25 protein-coding genes are annotated in these 26,560 nt (G+C 70.5%); 14 read left to right on the top strand and 11 right to left on the bottom strand.

Features of this window, described 5'->3' with window-relative positions:
- Window positions 1–114: 114 nt before the first annotated feature.
- The 5 genes from sucB to DFP74_RS00635 form a co-directional block, all read right to left on the bottom strand.
- Window positions 115–1,878 (bottom strand): 2-oxoglutarate dehydrogenase, E2 component, dihydrolipoamide succinyltransferase, encoded by a 1,764-nt coding sequence (gene sucB, locus DFP74_RS00655; RefSeq protein WP_121179917.1) that lies wholly within the window; start codon window positions 1,876–1,878, stop codon window positions 115–117.
- A 102-nt stretch (window positions 1,879–1,980) separates the two neighbouring features.
- Window positions 1,981–3,357, bottom strand: coding sequence for a dihydrolipoyl dehydrogenase (gene lpdA / locus DFP74_RS00650; RefSeq protein WP_121179916.1), 1,377 nt, complete (start codon window positions 3,355–3,357; stop codon window positions 1,981–1,983).
- A 101-nt stretch (window positions 3,358–3,458) separates the two neighbouring features.
- Window positions 3,459–4,976 carry a leucyl aminopeptidase gene (locus tag DFP74_RS00645; RefSeq protein ID WP_121179915.1) on the bottom strand — a complete coding sequence of 506 codons (1,518 nt, stop codon included), beginning with the start codon at window positions 4,974–4,976 and terminating at the stop codon, window positions 3,459–3,461.
- Window positions 4,977–5,235: 259 nt separating this feature from the next.
- The gene (locus DFP74_RS00640) at window positions 5,236–5,994 is read right to left on the bottom strand and encodes an adenosylcobinamide-GDP ribazoletransferase (RefSeq protein WP_121187940.1); all 759 of its coding nucleotides are present in this window, start codon (window positions 5,992–5,994) and stop codon (window positions 5,236–5,238) included.
- A gap of 41 nt (window positions 5,995–6,035) precedes the next feature.
- Complete coding sequence (locus DFP74_RS00635) at window positions 6,036–7,031, bottom strand: bifunctional adenosylcobinamide kinase/adenosylcobinamide-phosphate guanylyltransferase (protein ID WP_121179914.1); 996 nt, start codon at window positions 7,029–7,031, stop codon at window positions 6,036–6,038.
- Window positions 7,032–7,239: 208 nt separating this feature from the next.
- Between DFP74_RS00635 and DFP74_RS00630 the strand changes: the two genes are divergently transcribed.
- Window positions 7,240–7,446 (top strand): hypothetical protein, encoded by a 207-nt coding sequence (locus tag DFP74_RS00630; RefSeq protein WP_121179913.1) that lies wholly within the window; start codon window positions 7,240–7,242, stop codon window positions 7,444–7,446.
- Window positions 7,447–7,551: 105 nt separating this feature from the next.
- On the opposite strand, the gene DFP74_RS00625 is transcribed toward DFP74_RS00630, so the two are convergent.
- Window positions 7,552–8,559, bottom strand: coding sequence for an aldo/keto reductase family protein (locus DFP74_RS00625; RefSeq protein ID WP_199725431.1), 1,008 nt, complete (start codon window positions 8,557–8,559; stop codon window positions 7,552–7,554).
- Window positions 8,560–8,716: 157 nt separating this feature from the next.
- On the bottom strand, window positions 8,717–9,355 hold the full coding sequence (locus DFP74_RS00620; protein ID WP_233570744.1) for a DUF3043 domain-containing protein: 639 nt from the start codon (window positions 9,353–9,355) through the stop codon (window positions 8,717–8,719).
- 117 nt (window positions 9,356–9,472) lie between these two features.
- Here DFP74_RS00620 and DFP74_RS00615 point away from each other — a divergent pair, with 117 nt between their 5' ends.
- From DFP74_RS00615 to rpsD, 7 genes are all read left to right on the top strand, one after another.
- Entirely contained in the window at window positions 9,473–10,246 is a 774-nt protein-coding gene (locus DFP74_RS00615) for a PspA/IM30 family protein (RefSeq protein ID WP_121179911.1), read from the top strand.
- Window positions 10,243–10,521 (top strand): hypothetical protein, encoded by a 279-nt coding sequence (locus tag DFP74_RS00610; protein WP_121179910.1) that lies wholly within the window; start codon window positions 10,243–10,245, stop codon window positions 10,519–10,521. Before DFP74_RS00615 ends, DFP74_RS00610 begins: the two co-directional genes overlap by 4 nt.
- A 278-nt stretch (window positions 10,522–10,799) precedes the next feature.
- Window positions 10,800–11,726: a zinc metalloprotease HtpX gene (htpX, locus tag DFP74_RS00605; RefSeq protein ID WP_121179909.1), complete on the top strand. Its 927-nt coding sequence runs from the start codon at window positions 10,800–10,802 to the stop codon at window positions 11,724–11,726.
- A gap of 39 nt (window positions 11,727–11,765) precedes the next feature.
- The gene (locus tag DFP74_RS00600; protein WP_121179908.1) at window positions 11,766–12,377 is read left to right on the top strand and encodes a hypothetical protein; all 612 of its coding nucleotides are present in this window, start codon (window positions 11,766–11,768) and stop codon (window positions 12,375–12,377) included.
- Between the two features lie 268 nt (window positions 12,378–12,645).
- A complete protein-coding gene (locus DFP74_RS00595; protein WP_121179907.1) occupies window positions 12,646–12,993 on the top strand; it encodes an iron-sulfur cluster assembly accessory protein in 348 nt (115 codons plus the stop codon).
- Between the two features lie 339 nt (window positions 12,994–13,332).
- A complete protein-coding gene (locus DFP74_RS00590) occupies window positions 13,333–14,304 on the top strand; it encodes a carbohydrate kinase family protein (RefSeq protein WP_121179906.1) in 972 nt (323 codons plus the stop codon).
- A 336-nt stretch (window positions 14,305–14,640) separates the two neighbouring features.
- Window positions 14,641–15,252 carry a 30S ribosomal protein S4 gene (gene rpsD / locus DFP74_RS00585; RefSeq protein ID WP_121179905.1) on the top strand — a complete coding sequence of 204 codons (612 nt, stop codon included), beginning with the start codon at window positions 14,641–14,643 and terminating at the stop codon, window positions 15,250–15,252.
- Window positions 15,253–15,451: 199 nt separating this feature from the next.
- Here the strand turns inward: rpsD and DFP74_RS00580 are convergent, their stop codons facing one another.
- Window positions 15,452–15,700, bottom strand: a complete 249-nt coding sequence (locus DFP74_RS00580; RefSeq protein WP_121187938.1) for a sulfurtransferase TusA family protein — start codon at window positions 15,698–15,700, stop codon at window positions 15,452–15,454.
- Window positions 15,701–16,236: 536 nt separating this feature from the next.
- Between DFP74_RS00580 and coxB the strand changes: the two genes are divergently transcribed.
- The 6 genes from coxB (at window position 16,237) to DFP74_RS00550 (ending at window position 22,875) form a co-directional block, all read left to right on the top strand.
- The gene (gene coxB, locus DFP74_RS00575; protein ID WP_121179904.1) at window positions 16,237–17,058 is read left to right on the top strand and encodes a cytochrome c oxidase subunit II; all 822 of its coding nucleotides are present in this window, start codon (window positions 16,237–16,239) and stop codon (window positions 17,056–17,058) included.
- The gene (ctaD, locus tag DFP74_RS00570; RefSeq protein ID WP_121179903.1) at window positions 17,059–18,723 is read left to right on the top strand and encodes a cytochrome c oxidase subunit I; all 1,665 of its coding nucleotides are present in this window, start codon (window positions 17,059–17,061) and stop codon (window positions 18,721–18,723) included.
- A 12-nt stretch (window positions 18,724–18,735) separates the two neighbouring features.
- Complete coding sequence (locus DFP74_RS00565) at window positions 18,736–19,161, top strand: cytochrome c oxidase subunit 4 (RefSeq protein WP_121179902.1); 426 nt, start codon at window positions 18,736–18,738, stop codon at window positions 19,159–19,161.
- Between the two features lie 157 nt (window positions 19,162–19,318).
- Window positions 19,319–20,611 (top strand): Ig-like domain-containing protein, encoded by a 1,293-nt coding sequence (locus DFP74_RS00560; RefSeq protein ID WP_121179901.1) that lies wholly within the window; start codon window positions 19,319–19,321, stop codon window positions 20,609–20,611.
- 198 nt (window positions 20,612–20,809) lie between these two features.
- Window positions 20,810–21,913, top strand: a complete 1,104-nt coding sequence (locus DFP74_RS00555; protein WP_121179900.1) for an IS630 family transposase — start codon at window positions 20,810–20,812, stop codon at window positions 21,911–21,913.
- A gap of 62 nt (window positions 21,914–21,975) precedes the next feature.
- Complete coding sequence (locus tag DFP74_RS00550) at window positions 21,976–22,875, top strand: transposase (protein WP_121179899.1); 900 nt, start codon at window positions 21,976–21,978, stop codon at window positions 22,873–22,875.
- Window positions 22,876–22,919: 44 nt separating this feature from the next.
- On the opposite strand, the gene DFP74_RS00545 is transcribed toward DFP74_RS00550, so the two are convergent.
- The 3 genes from DFP74_RS00545 to DFP74_RS00535 form a co-directional block, all read right to left on the bottom strand.
- Window positions 22,920–24,050, bottom strand: a complete 1,131-nt coding sequence (locus tag DFP74_RS00545) for a glycosyltransferase family 4 protein (protein WP_121179898.1) — start codon at window positions 24,048–24,050, stop codon at window positions 22,920–22,922.
- 104 nt (window positions 24,051–24,154) lie between these two features.
- Window positions 24,155–25,198, bottom strand: coding sequence for a C40 family peptidase (locus DFP74_RS00540; protein ID WP_121179897.1), 1,044 nt, complete (start codon window positions 25,196–25,198; stop codon window positions 24,155–24,157).
- A gap of 340 nt (window positions 25,199–25,538) precedes the next feature.
- Window positions 25,539–26,540 carry an NlpC/P60 family protein gene (locus tag DFP74_RS00535; RefSeq protein WP_121179896.1) on the bottom strand — a complete coding sequence of 334 codons (1,002 nt, stop codon included), beginning with the start codon at window positions 26,538–26,540 and terminating at the stop codon, window positions 25,539–25,541.
- Window positions 26,541–26,560: the final 20 nt, after the last annotated feature.

The following is a 26,560-nucleotide window of genomic DNA, read 5'->3' as shown; positions in this document are numbered from 1 at the left end:
GTCCACGGTAGGACCTCAAGGTAGATTGAGGTCAATCCGGGGCGGAGTGGCCTCGAACACGACCGGGCCGGACGCCGACGACGGCGTCCGGCCCGGTCGCGGGGCCGAAGGAGGCTACAGGCCCAGGTCGCGCTCGAAGTCGCCCTCTTCCAGGCGCGCCTTGAGGTCCTGGAGGAAGCGGCCGGCGTCGGCGTTGTCGATGAGGCGGTGGTCGTGCGCCAGCGACAGGTAGACCATCGACCGCACCGCGATCACCTCGCCGCCCATGGCCTCGTCCTCGACGACGACCGGGCGCTTGACGACCGCGCCGGTGCCCAGGATGGCCACCTGCGGGGTGTTGATGATCGGCGTGCCGAACAGCGCGCCCACACCGCCGGTGTCGGCCATGGTGAACGTGCCGCCGCTCAGGTCGTCCGGGCCGAGCAGCCCGGTGTGCGCCTTCTCGGTCAGCTTGGTGATCATCCGCGCCAGGGAGCCCAGGTCCAGTCGGCCGGCGTCCTTGACCACCGGGACCAGCAGGCCGCGCTCGGTGTCGACCGACACACCGAGGTTCTCCACCGCGTGGTAGGTCACCTCGTGCGACTCGTTGTCGATCACCGCGTTGATCTGCGGGTGGGTCTTGAGCGCCTCGACGGCGGCCAGGGCGAAGAACGGGAAGAAGTCCAGCTCCACGCCCTCGCGCTCGGCGAAGGCCGCACCGGCCTGCTCACGCAGCCGCGCGATCTTGGTGACGTCCACCTCGACGACCTGGGTGATCTCGGCCGCCGTGTTGAGCGACTCCACCATGCGGTCGGCGATGGACTGGCGCAGACGCGAGAGCTTCTCGGTCCGACCGCGCAGGGACGAGGCGTCCGAGACGGCCTTGTGCTGGGTCGCGCTCGACGCGGGCGCGGCGGTGCGGGCGGCGGCCGCCTTCTGCTCCTCGGCGGCCTTGAGCACGTCCTGCTTGCGGATGCGTCCGCCCACACCGGTGCCCTTGACGCGGCTCAGGTCCACGCGGTGCTCGCCGGCGAGCTTGCGCACCAGCGGCGTGACGTAGGCCTCGGTCACCGCGTCGGTGCCCGAGGCGCGGCCGGTGCCGTTCAGCGTCTCGATGTCCACCGAGGGCACGTCGTCGTCCGCGGTCTGGCGCGGCGCGGGCTCGGCGGCGGGAGCGGGCTTCGGGGCGGGAGCGGGCTCCTCGGCGCGGGCGGGCTCGGGCTCGGGCTGGGCGGGAGCCGCGGGCGCCGGGGCGGAGCCCGCGGAGCCGATCAGCGCGATCTCCGCGCCGATCTCCACGGTGTCGTCCTCGGCGGCGATGATCTTGGTGAGCACACCGGCGACCGGGGACGGGATCTCGGTGTCCACCTTGTCGGTGGAGACCTCCAGGAGCGGCTCGTCCACCTCGACGGTGTCGCCCTCGCTCTTGAGCCACTGGGTGACGGTGCCCTCGGTGACGCTCTCACCCAGGGCGGGCATCGTGACCGTGGTGGCGGGGCCGTCCTCGGAAGCGGAGGCCGCGGGGGCGGGCTCGGGGGCCGACTCGGGCTCCGGGGCGGGAGCGGGCTCCTCGGCGCGGGCGGGCTCGGGAGCGGGCTCCGGCTCGGGCTCGGGCTGCGCGTCCTTGGCCGTCGACCCGCCGTCCCCTCCCTCGCTCTCGCCTTCGCCGCCGATGACCGCGATCTCCGCGCCGATCTCCACGGTCTCGTCCTCGTCCACCAGGATCTTGGTGAGCACACCAGCGACCGGGGACGGGATCTCGGTGTCCACCTTGTCGGTGGAGACCTCCAGGAGCGGCTCGTCTACCTCGACGGTGTCGCCCACGTTCTTCAGCCACTGGGTGACGGTGCCCTCGGTGACGCTCTCACCCAGGGCGGGCATGGTAACGGAAGTCGGCATGGGTTCCTCGTTGGATCTGGACGCGGTACCTGCCCAACCCCTTGACTGGGCAGCGCGGATGTGGCGGGGGCGGGCCGTTCGGCCCGCCCCCGGGTGGTGCGGTCAGTCGTGGACGTGCAGCGGCTTGCCCGCCAGCGCCAGGTGCGCCTCGCCCAGTGCCTCGGACTGGCTCGGGTGCGGGTGGATCAGCTGGGCGACCTCCGAGGGCAGGGCCTCCCAGTTGTAGATCAGCTGGCCCTCGGCGATGAGCTCGCCGACCCGGCTGCCGACCATGTGGACGCCCAGGACCGGGCCGTCCTTCTCCGCGATGACCTTGACGGCCCCCGAGGTCTGCAGGATCTGGCTCTTGCCGTTGCCCGCCAGGTTGTAGTTCATCTCCACGACGTCGTGGCCGCGCTCCTTGGCCGCCTTCGTGGTCAGACCCACCGACGCGACCTCGGGCTCGCAGTACGTGACGCGCGGGACGCCGTCGTAGTCGATCGCGGGCGGGTTCTGCCCGGCGATGTGCTCGGCGACGAAGATGCCCTCGGCGAAGCCGACGTGGGCCAACTGCAGGGTCGGGATGAGGTCGCCCACCGCGTAGACGTTGCCCACGCCGGTGTGCAGGTTCTCGTCCACCTGGACGAAGCCGCGGTCCAGGGTGATGCCCTGCTCCTCGTAGCCCAGGCCCTCCGAGACCGGTCCGCGGCCGATGGCGACCAGCAGCACCTCGGCCTCCAGGGTCTTGCCGCCCTTGAGGGTGACGGTCACGCCCGCGTCGGTGGTCTTGACCGACTCGAAGGGCGTGCCGAGCTCGTACTTGATCTTGCGCTTGCGGAAGGCCCGCTCCAGGAGCTTGGAGCTGGACTCCTCCTCCACAGGGACCAGGTGGGGGAGGGCCTCGACGATGGTGACGTCGGCGCCGTAGGAGCGCCACACGCTGGCGAACTCCACGCCGATGACGCCGCCGCCCAGGACGATGACGGACTCGGGGACGCGGTCCAGGCCCAGGGCCTGGTCGCTGGTCATGACCTTCTCGCCGTCGATGTCCAGGCCCAGGGTCTTGGGCTGGGAACCGGTGGCGAGCAGGATGTTGCGGCCCTTGTAGACCGTGTCGCCGACCGTGACCTCGTCGGTCCCGGTGAGCTTGCCCTCACCCTCGACGACGGTGATCTTGCGGGACTTGACCAGACCCGTCAGACCCTTGAACAGGCCGTTGACGACCTTGTCCTTGTACGAGTGCACCGCCTGGATGTCGATGCCCTCGAACGTGGCCTTGACGCCGAAGTTCTCGCTCTCCTTGGCGGTGTCGGCGACCTCGGCCGAGTGCAGGAGGGCCTTGGTGGGGATGCAGCCGCGGTGCAGGCAGGTGCCGCCGAGCTTGTCCTTCTCGATCAGTACGACGCTCTTGTGCAGCTCCGCGGCGCGCAGTGCCGCCGCGTAGCCGCCGCTGCCGCCGCCAAGGACGACGAGGTCGAAGGTGCCGCCGTTCTCACTCACGGGAACGAACTCCTAGTTGTGGTGGCTGGTGGGAATGCAGGGGGGTGACCGGGCAGGGGCGGCGCCTCCGGCTCACAGGAGCGCCGCCCAGGCCGCGGGAACTACTTCGCGTACTCCTCCGCGATGCGGACCAGGGTGCGGGTGCCCGCGCCGGTGCCGCCCTTGGAGGTGTAGCCGTACGGTCCGCCCTGGTTGAAGGACGGGCCCGCGATGTCGAGGTGCGCCCACTTGACGCCCTCGGCGATGAACTCGTTGAGGAACACGCCCGCGGAGAGCATGCCGCCCCAGCGCTCACCGGCCACGTTGGCGATGTCGGCCACCGCGGAGTCCAGACCCGCGCGCAGCTCGCCGGGCAGCGGCATCGGCCAGGCGGCCTCGCCCGCGGCGCCGGCGGCGGCCACGATGTCCTCGCGCACGCCGTCGTCGTTGGACATGACCGCGAACACGCGGGTGCCGAGCGCGACGAGCTGGGCGCCCGTCAGCGTGGCGATGTCCACGACCAGGTCAGGGTCGTCCTCCTGCGCGCGCACCAGGGCGTCGGCCATGACCAGGCGTCCCTCGGCGTCGGTGTTGAGGACCTCGACGGTCTTGCCGCCGTAGATGCTCAGCACGTCGGAGGGGCGCTGGGCGGTGCCGCTGGGCATGTTCTCGGCCACCGCCAGGTAGGCGACGACGTTGACCTTCACACCCAGCTCGGCGATGGCGCCCATGGCGGCGAGCACGGAGGCCGCGCCGGCCATGTCGGACTTCATCCAGTCCATCCCGCCCGCGGGCTTGAGGGACAGGCCGCCGGAGTCGAACGTGATGCCCTTGCCGACGAAGGCGACGGTACGGCTCGCCTCGGGGTGGGAGTGGGCCAGACGGACCAGGCGCGGCGGGTTCGCCGACCCCTGGCCGACACCGGTCAGGCCGCCGTAGCCGCCCTCGGTCAGTGCCTGCTCGTCCAGGACCTCGATCGCCAGGCCGGTGCGCTGGGCGACCTCCTGTGCCGCGGAGGCCAGGTCCTCGGGGACCAGGTCCGCCGGGGCGGTGTTGACGAGGTCGCGGGTCAGGCCGACCGCGTCGGCCAGGACGCCGGCGCGCTCGACGGCGGCCTCGGCGTCCGCGGCCGGGCTGATGACGGTCAGGGTCGCCGTGGCGGCCTTCTCCGCCTTGCGCTCGGCCTTCTCACCGGTGCGGTAGCGGTCGAAGGCGTAGGCGCCCAGGCGGGCGCCGAGTGCGACGGCTTCGACCTCGGCCGCGGTCTGGGCGGGCAGGGCGAGTGCGACGCGGCCCGCGCCCTCGGGGCGGGCGGACAGCGAGCGCAGCGCGGCGCCCGCGGCGCGGGACAGGGTGTCGGGGTCGACGGGACCGTCGGCGGGCGCCGGGCCGAGTCCGACCGCGACGACGACCGGGGCCTTCACGGCTCCGAGGGAGGCAAGGGTGTGCACCTCCTCAGGGGCGCCGCTCGCTCCCAGGAGCGACAGGGTCGAGGCGAGGCCGCCGGAGAAGGCGGCATCGACGTCATGTGCGCCCGACGCAGGCTCCGGAGCGTCGCCTCCGGAGTGGTAACCGACGACGACCGCGTCGGCGTCGAGCGAACTGGGGGACTCCGTATGTACTGACAACGACGTGCTCACGCCCCCGATGCTAGTCGCCCCACGTGCCGATCGGCGACGCGGCGCCCCGCGCTGCCAGGGCGCTGCCGCGCCGCGCGTGGGGGTGGAGCGCCCCCCGGGGCGGCCGGGACCCGCGCGTGCGGGGAGGGTGGCTCTGGTCGCCGGTGGGGGGTCTCGCACGGCGTCGGCGTGGCGGCCCGCGGTTCCCCGGGCGAAGGCCCGGTGAAACCTGGTGTGAAAAAATGTGATCATGGCGACACTGGTCACCCGCGCCGCCGCATCAGAGCCAGGACGCGCCCGCGGCCGCCACGACCAGGACCGACGTCCCCGCCGACTCCGCCAGCGCGCCCAGCACGTCGCCGGTGATCCCGCCGAGCCGGCGCAGCGCGCGGCGCAGCAGCAGTGCCGCCGCCGCAAGGCCGCACACGACCGCGCCCGCGCAGAGCGCGGCGAACCCCGCCCCGTGGGGCAGGCCCACCAGACAGAGCAGCGCCGTCACCGCGCACGCCGCCGCGGCCAGCGGTGCGCGCACCGTGCCCGCGACGAACGCGCCCAGGCCGTCCGGCCGGGCGGACGGGACCCGCGCGGTGCAGGCCAGCGTGACCGCCAGGCGCCCGCCGGCCCCGGCGACCACCGCGGCGGCGGCCGCCGCCCAGGGCGAGACCTCGGCCAACCCCCCGAGCGCCAGGACCTGCGCGACCAGGACCAGCACCAGGGTGAGCACACCGAACGGTCCGATGTCGGAGCGGCGCATCACCTCCAGGGCGCCCTCGGCGGGGCGGCCGCTGCCCAGGCCGTCGGCCAGGTCGGCCAGCCCGTCCAGGTGCAGGCCACGGGTCAGCAGCGCCGCCGCCCCCACGCCCAGTACCGCCGCCAGGGCTCCGGACAGCCCCAGCCACGTCCCGGCCACCGTCACCGCGCCGGTGACCGCGCCCACGCACGCGCCGAGGACCGGGGCCCAGGACATCGCCCAACCGGCCGTGGTGCGGTCGACCCCCTCCACGCGCACGGGGACGACAGTGAAGGTGCCCACCGCCATCCGCAGGCCGGCCCGGGCCGCCGCGAACCGGGCCGCCGCGGTCACGGCAGCTCCGTCACGCGCCCGGCCGCGGCCAGGACGACCTCCTCCGACTCGGCCCCCACCCACTGGTTCAGCAGGCCCAGGTGGTCGCGGAAGACCCGTCCCGCGCGGGTGGCCGGGACCACGCCCGAGCCCACCTCGTTGGTGACCGCCACGACGTAGGCCTGCGTGGTGCGCCAGGCCTCCAACAGTTCGTGGATGCGGCTCTCCACCCTGTCCTCGGCGTCCTCGGCCGGGGTGTCGTCCCACATGCCGTTCTCGTCCATCACCGCCGCCAGCCAGGTGCCCAGGCAGTCCACGAGGACCGCGCCGCGGGTGCGCTTGAGCAGGTCGGCCAGCTCCACGGTCTGCTCCGTGCGCCACCACGCGGGGCGCCGGTCGCGGTGCTGCTCCACCCGCCGCGCCCACTCCGGGTCCTGTGCGGGGTCGGGCACCGGGCCGGTCGCGGCGTAGACCACGCGCGGTTCGGCGAGCAGACGCAGCTCCGCCTCGGTGGACTTGCCCGAGCGGGCGCCGCCGGTGATCAGGGTGCGGTGGGGCCCGTGCGGGCGCGACTCCGGCCACACGGAGGGAGGACACGACATCTCCGCGCCGTCGCTGGGCGCCAGGGCGCCCCACAGGCGCGCGCGCCGGGCGAACTCCTGGGGGGAGCGGATCCGGTGGTCGCCGCCGACCGCGACCACCGCGGTGGTCACCCCGACCACGCCGGAGCGCCGCAGCTCGCCGATCACCTCGGGGCGCCGGGCGGCGTCAACGATCACCATGTCGACCTGCTGGTCGGGGGGAGAGGAGGCATAGGCCGATCCGCCGCCCGGCCCGGCCTCCACCGGGGGCGGAGCGGGCTGTGGGCCGGGGGAGGAGCGCGCGTAGAGCAACCGGCCCCCGTCGGGGCCCACCACCAGCACGCCGTCCGCGGTCTCGGTGACCGAGTAGGCCGCCGGGATCGGCCCGACCACCGCCCCCTCGCGGATACGGAAGCGGTCGTCGACCGTCACGCGCAGCGGAAGGCGGCGTTCGGAGAGTGCTCTGTTACAGGACGCACAGCTGCACTGCGGGGCGGGCCAGCCCGCGTGCCCCGCGGTCCCCAGGAATCGGATACGCACCCGATCGAGTAAACCGCATGCCGGACCACGCCTTGGTTAAGCTCGGCCCAGGAACACGGTGGCCCGCACTGTGAACCCCGTGACGAAGGGCGGTCGAACAATGGCGTGGACCTGGCGGTATCTCGACGCGGACGGCGCGCACAAGGCGGAGGAGGAGCTCCCCGCGGAGTCGTTCACCTCGCGTGGCGACGCCGAGAGCTGGATGGGGGAGAACTGGCAGGAGCTCGCCGAGGGCGGCGTGGTCCGTGTCGTGCTCGCGGAGGACGGCGAGGAGACCTACACCATGTCCCTGGAACCGACCGGCTGAGACCGGGCCGGGGGCCGCCTGCCCCCGGTGCCCTGGTACCCCCAGGCGCACGAGGGCCCCGGCGTCCGAGGACGCCGGGGCCCTCGGACGCCTGGTCCGCGCTACCTAGCGGTCGCGGATGTTCTCCGGGCTCTTGGTCAGGGCCGGGTCCCGCTTGACGCTGTCACCGAGGATCTCGTCGATCCTGGTCATCAGCGCGGCGTCGAGCTTCACACCGGCCGCCTGGACGTTGTCCTGGACCTGCTCCGGACGGGACGCGCCGATGATGGCCGCGGACACGTTCGGGTTCTGCAGGACCCAGGCCACGGCCAGCTGGGGCATGGTCAGCCCGGCCTCGGCGGCCAGCGGCTCCAGCTGCTGCACCCGCTCCAGCAGGGCCTGGTCCTCGGCCTTGTCGGCGATGAAGTGCTTGCTCTTGGGGTCGCTGGCGCGCGACCCGGCGGGAGCCTCCTGGCCCGGCCGGTACTTGCCGGTGAGCACACCGCCGGCGATGGGCGACCACACGACCTGGCCGATGCCCTCGCGCTCGCAGACCGGCACGACCTCGGACTCGATGACGCGCCAGAGCATGTTGTACTGCGGCTGGCTGGAGACGATGCGGTCGAAGCCCATCTCGTCGGCGATCTTGAGCGCGCGCTCGATCTCCTCCGCGCGCCACTCCGAGACACCGATGTAGAGGGCCTTGCCCTGGCGGACCAGGTCCTCGAAGGCCCGCATGGTCTCTTCCAGCGGGGTCGTGTAGTCGAACCGGTGGGCCTGGTACAGGTCCAGGTAGTCCGTGCCCAGCCGGCGCAGCGAGTCCTCGACGCCGCGCAGGATGTGTTTGCGCGAGAGGCCCTTGTCGTTCTTGCCCTCGCCCATGGGCCAGTAGACCTTCGAGAAGATCTCCAGCCCGTCGCGGCGCTCGCCCTTGAGCGCGCGGCCGAGCACCTCCTCCGCCTTGCCCTGGGCGTAGACGTCGGCGGTGTCGAACGTGGTGATGCCCGCGTCCAGCGCCGCACGGACACACGCGGTGGCGGTGTCCTCCTCGACCTGGGAGCCGTGGGTGATCCAGTTCCCGTAGGCGATCTCGCTGATGATGAGACCGCTGTTGCCTAGATGCCGAAATTCCATGCGAGCACTCTATTGAGCGGCGGCGGCCGTGACCACAGCGGCCCCTGTGCTCGGCAAGCGCTTTCACCGCGGACACGGTGAAGGGCCGGTGCGAACACCGGCCCTGCTCACGTGATCGGTATGGGGATATCGAGTAGGCGGAACGGTGACGGGCGGGTCAGCGCAGGTCGGCGGTGGGGTCGTCTCCGACCTTCACCGACGGCTTGGGCAGGCGCAGGCGGCGGAACTGCAGCTGGCGCATGGCCGCGTACATGCCCACGCCGGCGATCTTGGGGTCGTCGGGGAAGAGGGAGGCGGCCGTGCGCTTGACCTTGCGCGCGGTGAAGATGCCCTCGGCGACGAGGGTCACCATCATCAGTGGCCACGCGACGTAGGCCACCCCGACCTGGAAGACGGGGTTGTTCACGAACAGGAGCGCGATGATGAGGATGGAGAAGGGCAGGAAGAACTCACTGGCACTGCGCCGGGAGTCGACGTAGTTCCGTGCGTAGGCACGGGGCTTGCCGAGGTCCTGCTCTCGGAAGTAGCGCTCCTCGCCCTGGGGGACGCCGGAGCGCCGGACGGGCTGACCCTTCTGGCGGTCGAGGCGTTCCCGGTAGGCCCGGTACGCCTCCTTGCGGGTCTGTGGAGCTTGGACGGGCCGGCGCAGGTCCTTACCGGATTCCTTGCGCTTTGGGGTCGGGACACCCTTCTTGGGGGTATATCCCTTAGGTTGGGTGGCCTCAGTGGCCTCAGGGCTGGCGGATTCGGTAGAACTCGAATCCGTGGCTGCGGAAGCGGAGCGACGTCGGAACACACCCTCAGGGTAGCCGGTCACAGCTTTATGGCGACCGTGGGCCAGAGCGCGTAGGGTTGGGCGAAGCGCCCGCTGGGAACAGCCGATGTACGCAGCGAGAAGGGGACGGCCACGCCGATGAGCGTGTTTCAGCGACTTTCGATGATCTTCAAGTCCAAGGCCAACAAGGCACTGGACTCTGTCGAGGACCCCAGGGAGACCCTCGACTACTCGTACCAGAAACAACTCGAACTCCTACAGAAGGTCCGCCGTGGGGTGGCGGATGTGGCGACTTCGCGCAAGCGCGTCGAGCTGCAGATCCAGCAGCTCGAACAGCAGTCCGGCAAGCTGGAGAACCAGGGCCGCGCGGCCCTGACCCAGGGACGTGAGGACCTCGCCCGCGAGGCCCTCACCCGCCGGTCCGGTCTGGCCACCCAGATCGAGGGGCTGCGGGAGCAGCACGCCAACCTCCAGAACGAGGAGCAGAAGCTCACCACGGCCGCGCAGCGCCTGCAGGCCAAGGTGGACGCCTTCCGTACCCGCAAGGAGACGATCAAGGCGACCTACACCGCGGCCCAGGCCCAGACGCAGATCTCCGAGGCGTTCTCCGGCATCTCCGAGGAGATGGGCGATGTCGGCATGGCCGTGCAGCGCGCGGAGGACAAGACCGCCGAGATGCAGGCCCGCGCGGGCGCCGTCGACGAACTGCTCGCCTCCGGCGCGCTCGACGACGTCACCGGCACCGCCAAGGACGACATCCAGGGCGAGCTGGACCGCATGGCCAGCACGACCGGAGTCGAGGCCGAGCTCGAGCGCATGAAGATGGAGCTCGGCGGCGGCAGCGGTTCCGCCACCCCCCAGATCGAGGGCGGTAACGGCGCCGGCAGCACGGGGAACCGGGAGGGCGCATGATCGTCCGCATCTTGGGTGAGGGCCAGCTGGACCTGACCGACGCCGACCTGGGCGTGCTCAACGAGTACGACTCGGCCTTGGAGGCGGCGCTCGACTCGGCCAACGAGGAGACGTTCCGCGAGGCCCTGCACAGGCTGCTCGAACGGGTCCGCGCGGACGGCAGCCCGCTGCCGGACGACGCCCTGGAGCCGTCGGACTTCATCCTTCCGCACGCCGAGGCCAGCATGGCCGAGGTGCGGGAGATGCTGCAGGACGACGGGCTGATCCCGGGCTAGCGACCGAACCCGCCACCACCGTCCAGGCGGGTCCGGCTGCGACCGCGCGGGGCAGGACCGCAGGCCGCGCCACGGCCGAACGGAACCGCGCCCGCGGTCCGCGTGCGTACTTTGGTGCCGCGGCCGCCGTGACCACGTCACGGCGGCCGCGGCTTCCTCGTCCGCGGGGCCGGCCGCGGCCCCGCCGCGCGCACGTGAGCGCGCCGAGAGCGCGGCCTTAACCCTTCTCTCACCTGGTGGAACTAGACTCCGAATCACTCATCGCAGAGGAGTCGGCAATGGCGGGTTCGAAGTTCCGACCGGACAGCGGCCTCACCGCCCGGATGGTGATGACCATGGTGCTGCTGGCGCTGGTCTACGTCGCCTTCATCGTGGGGCTGGTCCTGGCGGGCCTGAACATCTGGCTCGTCATGGTCATCGTGGGGGCCTTCGCCCTCTTCTCCTACTTCGCCTCCGACAAGATCGCCATGTTCTCCATGGGCGCCCGCGAGGTCTCGCCCGAACAGGCGCCCGATCTGCACGCCCTGGTCGACCGCCTGTGCGCGATGGCGGACATGTCCAAGCCCAGGGTCGGCATCGCCGACTCCGACGTGCCCAACGCCTTCGCCACCGGCCACAGCGAGAAGTCCGCGGTCATCTGCGTGACGACCGGCCTGATGCGTCGCCTGGACGGCCCGGAGCTGGAGGCGGTCCTGGCGCATGAGCTCTCCCACATCGCCCACCGCGACGTGATGGTGATGACCATCGCCGGATTCCTCGGCATCGTGGCCGGCTTCCTCACCCAGGCCGGGCTGCGCTTCGCCGCCTTCAGCGGCGCCGCCGGCGGCCGCAGCAACAACGGAGGACCGGCGCCCGCCGTCATCGCGCTGCTGGTCGTGCTGGTCAGCGCCATCGCCTGGGCCCTGAGCTTCCTGCTCATCCGCGCCCTGTCCCGCTACCGGGAACTGTCGGCCGACCGCGCCGCCGCCTACCTGACCGGCCGTCCCTCCACGCTGGGCAGCGCCCTGAGCAAGATCACCGGGGACATGGCGCGCATCCCCACCCGGGACCTGCGCCAGGCGGAGCCGTTCAACGCCTTCTTCTTCGCTCCCGCCTCCTCCCGCAAGGGCTTCAGCGTCAGTCAGCTGATCGCCACCCACCCGCCGGTGGACCAGCGCCTGGCACAGCTCTCCGACATCTCCCGCCAACTCGGTCAGGGCAGCTGACCGCCACGCCACCGCCGACCTGGGAACGAGGCAACACCGATGAGTTTCTGGCGAGCCCTGCTGGGCCGGTCCGAACCGGTCAAACCCGACCTGGACGCCCTGTTCGCGCTCCCCTCCGCCGCGCTGACCCTGCGGGCCTCGGTGGGCCTGCGGCCCACCGGTACGGGCTCGGTGGCCTTCCGGGCGGCCGAGGGAGCGGCCTTCAGCGACCTGCAACGGGACGTGACCGCCCTGCTGGACGCCGACGACGGGCCGCCGGTGGGGCAGGTCACCGACGACTACGGCTACTCGTGGCTGGTCGTGCGTTCGCACGAGGCCCCGGCGGCTGAGGGCGAGGTCAGCGACCCCGACGTGTCGGGCCTGGTCACCGACCTGCACGCGGTCAACTCGACACTGGAGGCCAACGGCTACGGCCCCTCCCTGCTGTGCTCCCTGCTCGGCTTCTCCGACGGCGGGGGGCGTTCCGTCGGGCTCGTGTACCTCTACAAGCGCGGCACCTTCTACCCGTTCGCCCCGGCCGGGGGGCAGCGGCGCGACAACGCCCTGGAACTCCAGGTGGAGGCGGCGATCGGGGACGACCTGCCGATGGAGAAGGACCGCTCGCGCTGGTTCCCCGTCTACGGCGCACCCGGGCTCGACACCCCGCCCTGACCGGCGCGACGTGCACAGGGGCCGCCGGGGCATGGCATCGTGGAGCAGTCGACACTACCCTGGTGGGACACCAGCACACGGGTGCTCCGTCGGCTCCATCGCACCCGGGGCCGCGGACACAGGGAGAACACGGCGGCCGCGCGGCGGAATGTCGCACGAAGTCCGGGCGTTGATTCGAGGAGGACCGCACCGCCACCCGCGGGACGGTCCACTACGCGACCGGGGGTCGCCAGGCGGCCGCAACCCCTCTCAAGAGGAGCTTGACAACATGACGGTTCAGAGCGAGACCACCGAGGGGATCAACCTCACCGACGAGGCGTCCGGCAAGGTCAGGGCGCTTCTGGAGCAGGAGGGCCGCGACGACCTGCGTCTTCGGGTGGCCGTTCAGCCGGGTGGTTGCTCGGGTCTGCGCTACCAGCTCTACTTCGACGAGCGCGACCTGGACGGCGACGTCGTCACGGACTTCGGCGGTGTCGAGGTCGTCACCGACAGGATGAGCGCCCCCTACCTGGTCGGCGCCACCGTCGACTTCGTCGACACCATCGAGAAGCAGGGCTTCACGATCGACAACCCCAACGCCACCGGCTCCTGCGCCTGCGGCGACTCCTTCAACTAGGCCGTGTTCTTCTGAAGGCTTTCGGGTGAGCTCGCGGTCGTCAGGTCGTCTCGCGCACGACGATGTGCGAAGTTCAGCCTGGTGGTGCTGCACGAGCACAGAGGCGCAGCGAGAGGCGGTCCTGGCGGCCGCGAGCCCGGAATGCTTCAAAGACACGGCCCAGGGGTCCGCGGGGCTCGGGGAGGGTGGATCCGTCCGCCCTCCCCTTCGTCGTCCTCCGCAGGACCGGCGGCGCGGTGTACTGGGTACGCTGGGGCGGTCATGTCGGGGGTCGAGTACCGCCCGACCGCCGTCCGGTCGTCCTCGACCGACAACTCCCGACCAAGGAGCCCACGTCCCGTGCGTATCGCGGTTGCCGGATCCATCGCCACCGACCACCTCATGTCCTTCGAGGGTCGGTTCGCGGAACAGATCATCCCGGACCAGATCCAGCAGTTGTCCCTCTCCTTCCTCATCGACGAGCTGGACGTGCGCCGCGGCGGCGTCGCCGCCAACATCTGCTTCGGGCTGGGCGCCTTCGGTCTCTCCCCGGTCCTGGTGGGCGCGGCCGGCGCCGACTTCGCGGACTACCGGGCCTGGCTCGACCGCCACGGCGTCGACACCGCCTCGGTCTACATCTCCGAGCTGCGCCACACCGCGCGCTTCATCTGCACCACCGACCGCGACCAGAACCAGATCGCGTCCTTCTACGCCGGCGCCATGGCCGAGGCCCGCAACATCGAGCTCAAGCCGATCGCCGATCGCCTCGGCGGGCTCGACCTGGTCCTGATCGGCGCGGACGACCCCGACGCGATGGTCCGCCACAGCCAGGAGTGCCGCACCCGGGCCATCCCGTTCGCCGCCGACCCCTCGCAGCAGCTCGCCCGGATGGACGGCGAGGCCGTGCGCACCCTCATCGAGGGAGCGGCCTTCCTGTTCAGCAACGAGTACGAGAAGGCTCTGGCCGAGCAGAAGACCGGCTGGAGCGACGCCGAGATCCTCGCGCTGGTCGGGACCCGCGTGACCACCCTGGGCGCCAAGGGCGCCCGCATCGACCGGGAGGGCGAGCCGTCCGTGCACGTGCCCGCCGCCCAGGTCGGCGACCTCGTCGACCCCACCGGCATGGGCGACGCCTTCCGGGCGGGCTTCCTGGCCGCCCACGCCTGGGGCCTGTCCCTGGAGCGCGCGGCCCAGGTCGGCAACGCCACCGCCGTGCACTGCCTGGAGGTCGACGGGCCGCAGGAGTACCGGCTCACCGCCGAGGGCCTGTTGGAGCGCCTGGAGCGCTCCTACGGCGCCGAGGCCGCCGCCGAGGTCCGCCCCTTCCTGTGAGCGCGCACCCGCCCGGGCCGGGCGTTCCTGGTCCGGGCGGTCCCGGCGAACCCGTAGAGTAGTAAGCCGCGACCCGCACGACCCGGTGGATTCCACCGGGCCGCGCCCCGAAGGGTCGGCCCCGGCCGACCAGCACGGGTGCCCCGTGCCGGCCGGTGCGCTGAAACGCGTGCCGGTCTTCCTAGCCCAAGCCGTCCGCGCCGGGTCGCCGCGACGGTGGGGAACCCGTTCCTGCGCACGCGCCTCGCGCGCGCGGGGACTCGGGCGCCGCGAGCGCCTCCCAGATCTAGGCCAGCCTTACCTGGGATTCCCTGATTGACCCTGAAAGGACATTGCATGCGCTACACCGGACCGAAGGTGCGGTTGTCCCGGCGCGCCGGCACCCCGCTGACCCGTAAGGCGGTCAGCTACTTCGAGAAGCGTCCGTACCCGCCCGGCGAGCACGGCCGCCGCGTCCGTCGCAACAGCAGCGACTTCGCCGTCCGTCAGTCGGAGAAGCAGAAGGTCCGCTGGTACTACGACCTGACCGAGAAGCAGCTGCTGCGCATCTACGAGAACGCCAAGAAGCGTTCCGGCCGTACCGGTGAGGAGATGCTCGCCGAGCTGGAGCTGCGTCTGGCCACGGTCGTGCTGCGGGCCGGTCTGGCCGCCTCGATCTACGCCGCGCGCCAGTTCATCAACCACGGCCACATCACCGTGGACGGCAAGAAGGTCGACATCCCGTCGTACCAGGTCAAGCCGGGCCAGATCATCAGCGTGCGGGAGAAGTCCCGCAACATGGTCCCGTTCGTCGAGGCCGCCGAGGGCGTGCACGCCGACGACAAGATCGCCGGCTTCCTCGCCGTCAGCCACAAGGACCTGCGCATCGCGGTCACCGACCGCCCCAAGCGCGAGCAGATCCCCGTGCCCTTCGACGAGCAGCTCGTCGTCGAGTTCTACGCTCGCTAGGACCCGCGCGGTCTCCCTGTGGAGCACCGACACGTGAAGGCCGTACGGACCCCGTCCGTACGGCCTTCGCCGTGTCCGGGACCACACGTCGGAGCCCTTGCACCGCCGTGGTATCGGCCCTGGCCGAATCGTTATGGCAACGGAACCGGAACCGAAACCGGGCGGGAATGGGCGCGGAGCCCCGCCGTACCCGGACCGGTCAGTACTTCCGGCGAATGTGAAAAGCGCTACCCCGCACCAGTGGCTCCTCCGCCAGGAACTCGTGCATCTTCATCCGGCACCACGCCGGAATGTCCGCTCGTGCCGCGGGATCGTCCGCGGTGACCGCGATGATCCCCCCGATGGGCACCTCGTGCAGCCGCTGGGACAGCATGATGATCGGCAGGGGGCACTTGCGGCCCACCGCCTCCACCGTCACCAGAGGCCGGCCGGACGCGTGCTCAGGCATGCGCACCCCCTGTGTCGTCGTCGCCGTAGCCCAATCTTGACCCTCGCCTTCCCTTAAGGCGAACCCGGTTAAGGGCGTCGTAAACCCAGCGATACGCTCGCAATGGCCTCGCGCCGCGAACCGTGTCTCCTCAGCCGCAGGCGGAGTTCGACACGGCCCACGGCCGGGGGCCCGGGGGGTACGCCGGGCCGCGCCACGTAGCCAGCCGGGAGGTCCCGCCTCCGCGGGGCGACGGGCCCGGCTCCGCGCACCGCCGCGGGCCGAACAGGGGCTGGGTCAGCAACACGCTGACCAGGCAAGCCCATGAACGGGACGCTGGGCGGTTCGCGATAATGTTTCCCCCTGACAAGCTTTGGATACTTAGGCCGCCCGTGGAGGATCCACGGGCTTCACCGCTGGGAAGGCAATCCGTGAGTCCGACCCGCCAAGAAAATCGGCGTTCCAACACGCGCCGATGGGCACCACGCGGCGCCGCGCTCGCCGTGCTGGGGCTGGCCGCGACCGGCTGCGCGTCGAACGATCTCACTCGTTTGGGCATGCCGGAGCCGATCACCGAGCAGGCCGAGCGTGTTCTCTCGCTCTGGCAGGGTTCCTGGGTGGCGGCGTTCGCGGTCGGCATTCTCGTGTGGGGACTGATGATCTGGACGATCATCTTCCACCGCAAGCGCTCTGAGCAGCTGCCGCCCCAGGTGCGGTACAACCTGCCCATCGAAGCGCTCTACACCGTGCTGCCGATCGTCATCGTCTCGGTGCTGTTCTACTTCACCGCGCGCGACCAGGCGTACCTCCTCGACACCGAGGAGCCCGCCGACGTCCACGTCGAGGTCGTGGCCTTCCAATGGGCCTGGCAGTTCAACTACCTCGACGACACCAAGGAGGAGGGCGGCGAGACGCTCTTCACCGAGGTGGGCACCCCCAACCCCGACGGCACCGCCGACCCGTCGACGCAGCCCACGCTCGTCCTGCCGGAGAACGCGGTGGTCCACTTCGACCTCCACTCGCCGGACGTCATCCACTCCTTCTGGGTCCCGTCCTTCGGGTTCAAGATGGACGTCGTCCCCGGCCGTGACAACGCGTTCCAGGTGCAGCTCAACGAGGGCACCGCGGGCGAGTACGTCGGGCGCTGCGCCGAGCTGTGCGGTGTCGACCACACCCGCATGCTGTTCAACGTCGAGGTCCTGCCGCAGGACGAGTACGAGGCGTGGGCCGACGAACAGGAGGCCGCGGCCGAGGCCGAGCAGGTCGAAGCGGCCGAGACGGCCGACGACCCCGAGATGTCCGAGGGCACGGGAGCCGAAGGCTCCGATGCCGAGGGCGCTGGCGTCGGAGCCGACGACGCCGAGGAGAATGACGAGTAAATGACCACGACGGCAACAGAACCCCGTAGCGACGCTCAGGCGTCGGACAAAGGGTCGATCATCGTCAACTGGCTGACGTCGACCGACCACAAGGTCATCGGGTACATGTACCTGATCACCTCTTTCGGTTTCTTCCTCTTCGGTGGAATCCTGGCGCTGCTCATGCGCGCCGAGCTGTTCTTCCCGGGCATGCAGGTCATGTCCAACGAGCAGTTCAACCAGATGTTCACCATGCACGGCACCATCATGCTGCTGATGTTCGCGACCCCGCTCTTCGTCGGGTTCTCGAACATCATCATGCCGCTGCACATCGGCGCCCCCGACGTCGCCTTCCCCAGGATCAACCTGTTCGGGTACTACCTGTACCTGTTCGGCAGCCTCATCGTCGTGGCGGGGTTCCTGACCCCGGGCGGCGCCGCCAGCTTCGGGTGGTTCGCCTACACCCCGCTGTCCGACGCGGTCCGCTCGCCGGGCCTGGGCGGCGACCTGTGGATCCTGGGCCTGGCCGTGTCCGGTCTGGGCACGATCCTCGGTGCGGTCAACTTCATCACCACCGGGCTGTGCATGCGCGCGCCCGGCATGACGATGTTCCGCATGTCGATCTTCACCTGGAACACGATGCTCACCAGTGTCCTGGTGCTCATCGCCTTCCCGGTGCTGACCGCGGCCCTGATCGCCCTGGGCGCCGACCGCATGGTGGGCACCCAGGTCTTCAACGCCGAACACGGCGGTGCCATCCTCTGGCAACACCTGTTCTGGTTCTTCGGGCATCCGGAGGTCTACATCATCGCGCTGCCGTTCTTCGGTATCGCGACGGAGATCCTGCCGGTGTTCAGCCGCAAGCCGATCTTCGGCTACAAGAGCCTGGTGGCGGCGACCATCGCGATCACCGGCCTGTCGGTGACCGTGTGGGCGCACCACATGTTCCCGACCGGGGCCGTGCTGCTGCCGTTCTTCTCATTCATGAGCTTCCTCATCGCCGTGCCGACCGGTGTGAAGTTCTTCAACTGGATCGGGACGATGTGGCGCGGCCAGCTCTCGTTCGAGACGCCGATGCTGTTCGTCATCGGCTTCCTGGCCACCTTCCTCTTCGGCGGCCTCACCGGTGTGCTGCTGGCCTCCCCTCCGATCGACTTCCACGTCACCGACTCCTACTTCGTGGTGGCGCACTTCCACTACGTGGTGTTCGGCACCGTGGTGTTCGCGATGTTCGCGGGCTTCTACTACTGGTGGCCCAAGTTCACCGGCAAGATGCTCAACGAGAAGCTGGGCAAGGTGCACTTCTGGCTTCTGTTCTTCGGCTTCCACGGCACCTTCCTGGTCCAGCACTGGCTCGGCGCGATGGGCTTCCCCCGCCGCTACGCCGACTACCTGCCCGGTGACGGCTTCACCGAGCTGAACCAGATCTCCTCGGTCTCCTCCTTCGTGCTCGGCGCCTCGACGCTGCTGTTCTTCTGGAACATGTACATCACGGCGAAGCACGCGCCGAAGGTGACCGTCGACGACCCGTGGGGCTACGGCAACTCGCTGGAGTGGGCGACGTCCTGCCCGCCGCCGCGGCACAACTTCACGTCGCTGCCGCGGATCCGGTCCGAGCGCCCCACGTTCGACCTGAACCACCCGCACGCCGCGGTCCCGAGCGGTACCGATCCCGAGAGGAACTAGGGTGAGCACGCCATGAAGATGCAGGCCTATCTGTTCATGGGCATCTCGACCTTCTTCGGTCTTGCCGCCGCTCTGTACATCTACTGGTCCATCCAGGACACCGGTCAGATCGAGTGGACGGGCGCCACCGCCCTGGTGGTCTCCATCGGCTTCGGCTGGATGATCGGGTTCTGGCTCTGGCAGGCGGCCCGCCGCAGCGAGCACTTCCACGGGCTTCCCGCGGAGGAGCGGCTGGACGGCGAGATCGCCGAGAACTCCGGTGAGTACGGCTTCTTCAGCCCGCACAGCTGGTGGCCGATGTTCGTCGCGCTGGCCGTGGCGTTCACCGCCGTCGGTGTGGCGATCGGCTGGTGGATGGTGCTGATCGGCGGCTTCGCCGTCATCCTCACCGCCATCGGCTGGGTGTTCGAGTACTACCGCAAGGAATTCCAGCACTAACGGCGCACATCGCCCTCCGATCGGACGGCGACGCGGTATCCACCCCGGTGACCGGGGGTTTCGCTACACGGAACCCACCTGGTCACCGGGGTATCTTTTTGTGTGACTGATTCGTGACTTGGTGTGATTTGCGCCGGTCGCGGCCTATCCACAGCGGATGCTGGAGGTGCTGGGCGTGAAGGGACGAGCCGACAGACCCGCGGCGACCCGGGTGACGGCGGCGGGGGCCGCCGTCCTGCTCGCGTCGACCGGTTGCGGGATCACCGGGAACGGGGACGGCCCCGAACCCGACGAGGGACAGGCGGGGCCCCAGGTCACCGTCAGCCCCGCTCCCGGGGCGGCCGACGTGCCCCCCGACGCCCCGGTCCGCGTCTCCGTGGCCGAGGGATCACTGGCCGACGTCACCATCGAGCAGGTGCGGGCGGGGGAGGAGGTGGAGACGCTCCCGGTCACCGGCACGCTGTCCGAGGACGGCACCACCTGGACCAGCGACTGGAACCTCGTGCCCGGCACGGCCGTGAGCGTCTACGCCGCCGCCGAAGGGGCCTCGGGACGCCAGCGGGAGTTCCGGTCGGAGTTCACGACCGCGCCGCTGGGCGAGGGCGCGGTCCTGGGGGTGGAGTCCAACTTCCCCCGGACCGGGGACGTCGTGGGTGTGGGCATGCCCGTCATCGTCGACTTCGACACGCCCGTGGAGCACAAGGAGCAGGTGGAGAACTCCATCGAGGTCACCTCCGAGCACCCTGTGGAGGGCGCCTGGAACTGGGTCGCCGACGACACGGCCGTGTTCCGCCCGCGCGAGTACTGGGAGCCCTACCAGGAGGTCACCGTGGACCTGCGCCTGACCGGTGTGCGGGCGGCGGAGGGCGTGTACGGCGCCGAGGACCACCGGCTGGAGTTCGAGATCGGGCGGGAGATGATCTCCACGATGCACGTGCCCGACCACGAGATGTCGGTGGCGATCGACGGCGAGACCGTGCGCACGATCCCCGTGAGCAACGGCAAGGCGCACCGGCGCTTCAACACCACCACCTCCGGGGTCCACGTGCTGATGGAGAAGTACTCCCGGCTGGTGATGGACTCCGCCACCGTCGGCATCCCCCAGGGCTCCCCGGGCTACTACCGCCTGGACGTGGACTGGGCCGTGCGCACCTCCAACAGCGGCGAGTTCACCCACGCCGCGCCGTGGAACGAGGGCAACCTCGGGGTGGCCGACGCCTCCAACGGGTGCACCAACATGTCGGTGTCCGACGCCCGCTGGTACCACGACCAGGCGCTGATGGGCGACGTCCTGGAGACCACCGGGACCGACCGGGAACTGGAGTGGGACAACGGGTGGGGCTTCTACCAGCGTTCCTGGGACGAGTGGCTCGACCACAGTGTGACCGGCCTGCCCCAGGTGACCGACGGCTCGGGCACGCCGGGGACTGTGCACGGCCAGGGGCTCTAGGCCGTGTTTTTTGAAGCATTCCGGGCTCGCGGCCGCCAGGACCGCCTCTCGCTGCGCCCTTGTGCTCGTGAAGCACAACCAGGCTGAACTTCGCACATCGTCTTGCGAGAGACGACCTGACGACCGCGAGCTCACCCGAAAGCCTTCAGAAAAACACGGCCTAGTGTTCTGATTGGTTATTTCGTTTATGGTTGTGGGATGAGTGCTCCTGGACCGAAGCTGCCGCCGCTGGAGCTGAGCGATGAAGAACACGCCGAGCTCCAGCGGTGGATCAGACGACGCAAGACCGCACAGGACCTGGCCCTGCGGGCGCGGATCGTGCTCGCCTGCGCCGAAGGCCTGTCCAACGCCCAGGTCCGCCGCGAGGTCGGGGTATCTGCGCCCACGGTGACCAAGTGGCGCCAGCGCTTCATCGCGCACCGCATGGACGGCCTGACCGACGAACCAAGGCCGGGACGACCGCGCACGATCACCGATGCCCAGGTCGAGGCGGTGGTGGCCGCGACCCTGGAGAGCACACCCGCCCCTGACACCCACTGGTCCACGCGCTCCATGGCCGAGCACACCGGCATGACCCAGAACGCGGTGTGGCGCATCTGGAACGCCTTCGGCCTGCAGCCCCACCGGCGGGAACAGTTCAAGATCTCCACCGACCCGTTCTTCATCGACAAGGTCCGCGACGTGGTGGGCCTCTACCTCGACCCGCCTGAACGGGCGGTGGCTCTGTGCGTGGACGAGAAGTCCCAGATCCAGGCGCTCAACCGCACCCAACCGGTGCTGCCGATGATGCCCGGCACCCCCGAGCGGGCCACCCATGACTACGTGCGTGCCGGGGTGACCAGCCTGTTCGCCGCGCTGGACACCGCCACGGGCCAGGTGATCACTTCCATCCACCGCCGCCACCGCGCCATCGAGTTCAAGAAGTTCCTGGCCAAGATCGACCGCGAGGTCCCCGCGGACCTGCAGGTGCACCTGATCCTGGACAACTACGCCACCCACAAGACGGCCGAGGTCCGGCGGTGGCTGGTCCGCCATCCCCGGTTCCACCTGCACTTCATCCCGACCAGTTCCTCCTGGCTGAACCTGGTCGAGCGGTGGTTCGCCGAGATCACCAACCGGCTGATCCGCCGCGGTACCCATCGCAGCGTCCAGGCCCTGGAGAAGGACATCCGCGCCTGGGCCGCGTCCTGGAACGAGAATCCCCGACCCTATGTGTGGACCAAGACCGCAGAGGAGATCCTCGAATCCCTCGCCTCGTACTGCCAACGCATCAGCAAGCGAACTAACCAATCAGAACACTAGATCGTTGATGGGAAATTCCTGAAACCCCTGCGGACACAGCGAAGGGCGTCGAAGATCGGTGTGTGAAGACTGACCTTGACGCCCTTCTGACAGCACTCTACGTCCACCTGGACGACGATGTGATCCCTTCTGCCAAGCAAGCCCGCGGACCAGGCCGGCCGCGCCTGCTCACCGACGCGGAGCTGATCTGTGTGGCCGTGGCCCAGGTCCTGCTGCGCTGCGACGACGAACGCCGCTGGCTACGGGTGGCCCCGGCTCGGATCGGCCACCTCTTTCCCCGCCTGCCCGGCCAGTCCGAGTACAACCGGCACCTGGCCCGCCTGGCCCCGCACATGCTCACCGCCATCGGATGGCTGGCCCGCCACACCCCGACCTGGCACGACAACCTGCGGCTGATGGACGGCACCCCCGTGCCGTGCGGGGCCTCGCGCACCACCGTGGAACGCTCCGGTCTGGGTGAGATGTGCGGCTACGGGCGTGATGCCTCCCACCACCGGTTCTACTGGGGGTGCAAGCTCGTGCTCGTCACCACCGCCGAGGGCACCGTGACGGCCTTCTCCCTGGCCCACCCCAAAGAGCTGGACGAGCGCAAACAAGCGCTGCACCTGCTCCACGTCCAGGAGTGCGCCCCGGGGCCGTGCCCGATCGTGTGCGACAAGGGCTTCGCCGGGGCCGGAATCGAGCAGGCCGCCACCGATCTGGGGCACGTGCTCATCCGGCCCCGGCGCAAGGACGAGCCCAAGGACAGGGCCCGGGTGTTCCCGGGCTGGCTGCGCCAGCGCATCGAAGCGATCATCTGGACGCTGAAGAACCAGCTGGGGTTGGAGCGCCACAACGCCCGCACCACCGAAGGGCTTTGGGCTCGGGTGTGTCAGAGGATCCTGGCTCTGAACGCCGCGATCTGGCACAACTGGCAGATCGGAGCCCCCATCAAGCGGTCGCTGGTGGCTTACGACCACTGACCAGGACACATTTTCCCATCAACGATCTAGGCGCGCTCGGGCCCTCAGGGGGCGGTGAGAAGCTCCTCCAGCCCCTGGGCGGTGCGCTCCCAGGTCCAGGACCGGGTCACCCACTCCCGGCCGCGTGCGCCCATCTGGGCGGCGCGGTCGGGGTCGCGCAGCAGCCCGATGAGGGCCCGCGCGGTCGGCCCGGGCCGGGAGCCGTCGACCACCAGTCCGGTCTCGCCGTCCAGGACCGCGTCCGGGGCGCCGCCGGAGTCGCCGGCCACGACCGGCACGCCGGTCGCGGAGGCCTCCAGGTAGACCATGCCCAGGCCCTCCACGTCCAACCCGCCGCGGCGCGTGCGGCACGGCATGGCGAACACGTCGGCCGCGTCGTGGTGGGCGGGCAGTTCCTCGGCGGGGACCGGCCCGGTGAAGACCACCGACTCGGTGTCGCGGGCCGCCGCGCGCAGCCGGTCGGCGTAGGGGCCGTCACCGACGATGAGCAGGGCCGCGTCGGGCACGTCGGCCAGCACGCGGGGCCAGGCGCGCAGCAGGGTGTCCTGGCCCTTGCGGGGGACGAGTCGGGAGACGCACACGACCACCGGCCGCTCGCCCAGCCCGTGACGGGCCCGGATCTTCGCTCCTCCCGCGCCGGGGTGGAAGCGGTCGGTGTCCACCCCGGGGGGCAGGCGCCGCATCCGCGCCGCGGCCGGCGCCGACAGCGCGCGGGACAGGTGGCGGCGCGTGTACTCGCCGAGATAGGTGACGGAGTCGGTGGTCTCGCCCACGCGCCGCAGAGCCTCCCGGGCCCCGGGCAGCCGGGACCAGCCGGTCTCGTGCCCGTGCGTCAGGGCCACCTGGCGCCGGACGCGGCCGCGCAGGCCCCCGGCCAGCAGTCCGAGCGGTGCGGCGGCGCCGTAGAGCACCGAGTCGCACTCCTCCAGTTCGACGATCGCCCGTGCCCGCGCCGCCACCCGCGGGGTGGGCAGGAGCACGCGCGCGGCGTCGCGCACGATGGGGAACGGCTGGCGCAGATCGAAGCCGGGATCGGCCGCGTCGTCGCGCCGGGTGGGGGAGGAGCAGTACACCACCACCGAGTCGGAGCGGCGCAGCGCCAGTTCGTGGACGAAGGACTCGATCCCTCCGGCACGCGGCGGGAAGTCGTTGGTGATGATCAGCGTTCGCGGCACGGGGGAGAGTCTAGGGCGTGTTCCGTGGATGCCGCCCGGCCGTACACGCGCGCAGGGCCGCCCGGCGGTGCCGGGCGGCCCTGCGCGCGTGGGGGGCGGTCGGGTCAGGGGCGGACCGCCGTGGTGAAGTTCGAGCGGTAGTAGTCGTTCAGCGTGACGGTGCCGATCGGCTTGCTCGACGTGGAGGCGTGCACCATGATGCCGTCTCCCGCGTACATGCCCACGTGGCCCGGGCTGGCTCCGTAGAAGAACAGCAGGTCGCCCGGCTGCATGTTGTCCCAGGACACCCGGGTGCCCGCGTTGACCTGGTCGTAGGTGGTCCGGGGCAGGCTCACGCCCGCGGCCGCCCAGGCCGCCTGGGTCAGACCGGAGCAGTCGTAGCCGCCCGGACCCGTACCGCCCCACACGTAGGGCTTGCCGACCTGGTCGTAGGCGAAGTCCAGGGCCGTGCGGGCGTTGCCGGAGGCCGGGCCGTTGTAACTGCTGCCCGTGCTCCCGCCGGATCCGCCGCCCGATCCGCTCGTGGACTCGGTGGTGTCGTTGCTGACGTTCTCCGTGGCGGCGGCGCGCTCCTCGGCGGTCAGCTCCGAGAGCAGCTCCTCCTGCTCCGCGATGGCCTCCTCCGCCTCCTCGGCGGCGGTCTCGGCCTCCTCCAGCGCCTCGGCCGCGGCCTCCTCGGTCTCGCTGGCCTCGGCCTCCAGCGACTCCAGGTGCTCCAGCTCCTCGAGGTACTGCTCCAGGCCCTCGTTCTGGGTGCTGGCGATGTAGTTCAGGTCGGCCTGGTGCTCCAGGGCCTCCTGCGGGCCGTCGGCGCCGATCAGGTGCGTGGGCGAGGTGAGGTCGACTCCGCTGTAGGCCGCGTTGGCCAGGCCGCGCACGCCCACGCCCAGCGACTCCACCTGCTCCTCGGTGGCCTCGATGTCCTCGAGGATCTCCGACAGCTCCTCCTCGGCGGCCTCGTGGGCCTCCTGGGCGTCGTTGTAGACGGCGTTGAGGCCGCTGTACTCCTCCTCCAGGCTCTCGATCTCCTCGCGGACCTCGTCCGCGGTCGGATCGGCGTGCGCGATGGAGGCCGGCAGCAGCAGGACCCCGGCGGCGAGGGAGGCGACGAACGCGGTGCGGCGGCCTCCGGTGCTGGAAACAGACACGTTGGGTGACACCTTTCTCCCCTCGGCGGGGTGCGTCCGGGACGCGGGCCGAGGGACTGCACCGGGCGGGATCAGAGGCCGGTGGGGACGGCCGAAACGGTGAGGGGGTGTGCCCGACCCGGGCGCGGCCGTCACCCCCAGGGGGAGGTGAAGAGGTTCGACCACGCTCGGCGATGAACACTAGTGCATCCCTTGGTGCGCTCTCAACCGTTTCGTGATGTTCGGCCGAATCCTCATGACTGTCCGAAACCCCCGATCGGCCGCCCCATGACGAGGCCGCCGCCCCCCGGCGGGGGACGACGGCCTCGTGTGATCGTGGTGCCTACGGGCGCATGGTCGCCTACAGGCGCACGGCGAACTGGAACTGTCCGGCCCAGTAGGCGGCCAGCCCCACTTCCTCGATGTTGCGGCCGGTGCGCGGCGCGTGCACCATCGACCCGTTGCCCGCGTAGAGGCCGTTGTGGCCCAGCTCGGGGTAGAAGAACATGATGTCGCCCGGCTGGAGCGCGTTGATGTCGTAGATGCGCGTGCCGACCTCGGCCTGCGCGTACGTGGTCCGCGGCAGATCGACCCCGGCGTTGCGCCAGGCGGCCTGGGTCAGGCCGGAGCAGTCGTAGCCGTTGGGGCCCGTGCCGCCATAGATGTAGGGCTTGCCGATCTGGGCGTAGGCGAAGTCCAGCGCCGAGCCGTAGTTGCCCGAGGCGCCGCTGGTGTTGTCGGTGCTGGTGTCGTCGGCGCCCTCGGCCGAGGCGTCCGCGTCGGGGAACTCGGCGAGCAGGTCCTGCTGCTCCTCGATCTTCTCCTCGACCTCGTCCTTGGCCTCCTCGGCCTCCTCCAGCGACTCCTCGGCCTCCTCCAGAGCGGTCTCGGCCTCGTCCTTGAGCGAGAACAGGCGCTCGGCGGACTCGCCGAACTCGTCCAGCTCGGCCTGCTGGGCCTCGGAGAGGTAGGTCAGGTCGGCGTTCTGCTCCAGCAGGCTCTCGGGCCCGTCGGAGGTCAGGATGTTGGTCGTGGAGTCCAGGTCACCGGACTGGTAGGTGGCGCTGGCGAACTGGGTGACCTTCTCCCGCAGTTCGTCGTAGCGCTCCTCCTCGTCGCCGACCTGCTCCTCGAGCTCCTCGTACTGGGCCTGGGCTACCTCGTAGTCCTCTTCGGCCTGGTTGAAGTCCTCGACGGCGCTGGCCGACTCGGTGTTCAGCTCCTCGATGCGCTCCTCGACGTCTTCACGGGTCGGGTCCGCGTGGGCGGTGCCGGGCACGAGAAGGGAGCCGGCGACCACGGCGCCGATGCCGGTCGAAGCAGCGATTCGGCGCGCCGCATGTCGACCACCGGTGTTCTTCATGGCGGTCCACGCTCCTTGGG

Origin of the sequence: Nocardiopsis sp. Huas11 (genome assembly GCF_003634495.1) — a bacterium.
In the GTDB taxonomy this organism is placed as follows: domain Bacteria; phylum Actinomycetota; class Actinomycetes; order Streptosporangiales; family Streptosporangiaceae; genus Nocardiopsis.
The sequence above is the reverse complement of the archived record's forward strand: the minus strand, read 5'-3'. Positions and strand labels throughout refer to the sequence as shown.

What these genes read in the sequence shown, in the direction of transcription:
- sucB (WP_121179917.1), bottom strand. Translation starts at nt 1,878, where the DNA reads ATGCCGACTTCCGTTACCATGCCCGCCCTGGGTGAGAGCGTCACCGAG.
- DFP74_RS00640 (WP_121187940.1), bottom strand. Translation starts at nt 5,994, where the DNA reads ATGGCGGTGGGCACCTTCACTGTCGTCCCCGTGCGCGTGGAGGGGGTC.
- DFP74_RS00630 (WP_121179913.1), top strand. Translation starts at nt 7,240, where the DNA reads ATGGCGTGGACCTGGCGGTATCTCGACGCGGACGGCGCGCACAAGGCG.
- DFP74_RS00625 (WP_199725431.1), bottom strand. Translation starts at nt 8,559, where the DNA reads ATGGAATTTCGGCATCTAGGCAACAGCGGTCTCATCATCAGCGAGATC.
- DFP74_RS00615 (WP_121179911.1), top strand. Translation starts at nt 9,473, where the DNA reads ATGAGCGTGTTTCAGCGACTTTCGATGATCTTCAAGTCCAAGGCCAAC.
- DFP74_RS00610 (WP_121179910.1), top strand. Translation starts at nt 10,243, where the DNA reads ATGATCGTCCGCATCTTGGGTGAGGGCCAGCTGGACCTGACCGACGCC.
- htpX (WP_121179909.1), top strand. Translation starts at nt 10,800, where the DNA reads ATGGCGGGTTCGAAGTTCCGACCGGACAGCGGCCTCACCGCCCGGATG.
- DFP74_RS00600 (WP_121179908.1), top strand. Translation starts at nt 11,766, where the DNA reads ATGAGTTTCTGGCGAGCCCTGCTGGGCCGGTCCGAACCGGTCAAACCC.
- DFP74_RS00595 (WP_121179907.1), top strand. Translation starts at nt 12,646, where the DNA reads ATGACGGTTCAGAGCGAGACCACCGAGGGGATCAACCTCACCGACGAG.
- rpsD (WP_121179905.1), top strand. Translation starts at nt 14,641, where the DNA reads ATGCGCTACACCGGACCGAAGGTGCGGTTGTCCCGGCGCGCCGGCACC.
- DFP74_RS00580 (WP_121187938.1), bottom strand. Translation starts at nt 15,700, where the DNA reads ATGCCTGAGCACGCGTCCGGCCGGCCTCTGGTGACGGTGGAGGCGGTG.
- coxB (WP_121179904.1), top strand. Translation starts at nt 16,237, where the DNA reads ATGCCGGAGCCGATCACCGAGCAGGCCGAGCGTGTTCTCTCGCTCTGG.
- ctaD (WP_121179903.1), top strand. Translation starts at nt 17,059, where the DNA reads ATGACCACGACGGCAACAGAACCCCGTAGCGACGCTCAGGCGTCGGAC.
- DFP74_RS00565 (WP_121179902.1), top strand. Translation starts at nt 18,736, where the DNA reads ATGAAGATGCAGGCCTATCTGTTCATGGGCATCTCGACCTTCTTCGGT.
- DFP74_RS00560 (WP_121179901.1), top strand. Translation starts at nt 19,319, where the DNA reads ATGCTGGAGGTGCTGGGCGTGAAGGGACGAGCCGACAGACCCGCGGCG.
- DFP74_RS00555 (WP_121179900.1), top strand. Translation starts at nt 20,810, where the DNA reads ATGAGTGCTCCTGGACCGAAGCTGCCGCCGCTGGAGCTGAGCGATGAA.
- DFP74_RS00535 (WP_121179896.1), bottom strand. Translation starts at nt 26,540, where the DNA reads ATGAAGAACACCGGTGGTCGACATGCGGCGCGCCGAATCGCTGCTTCG.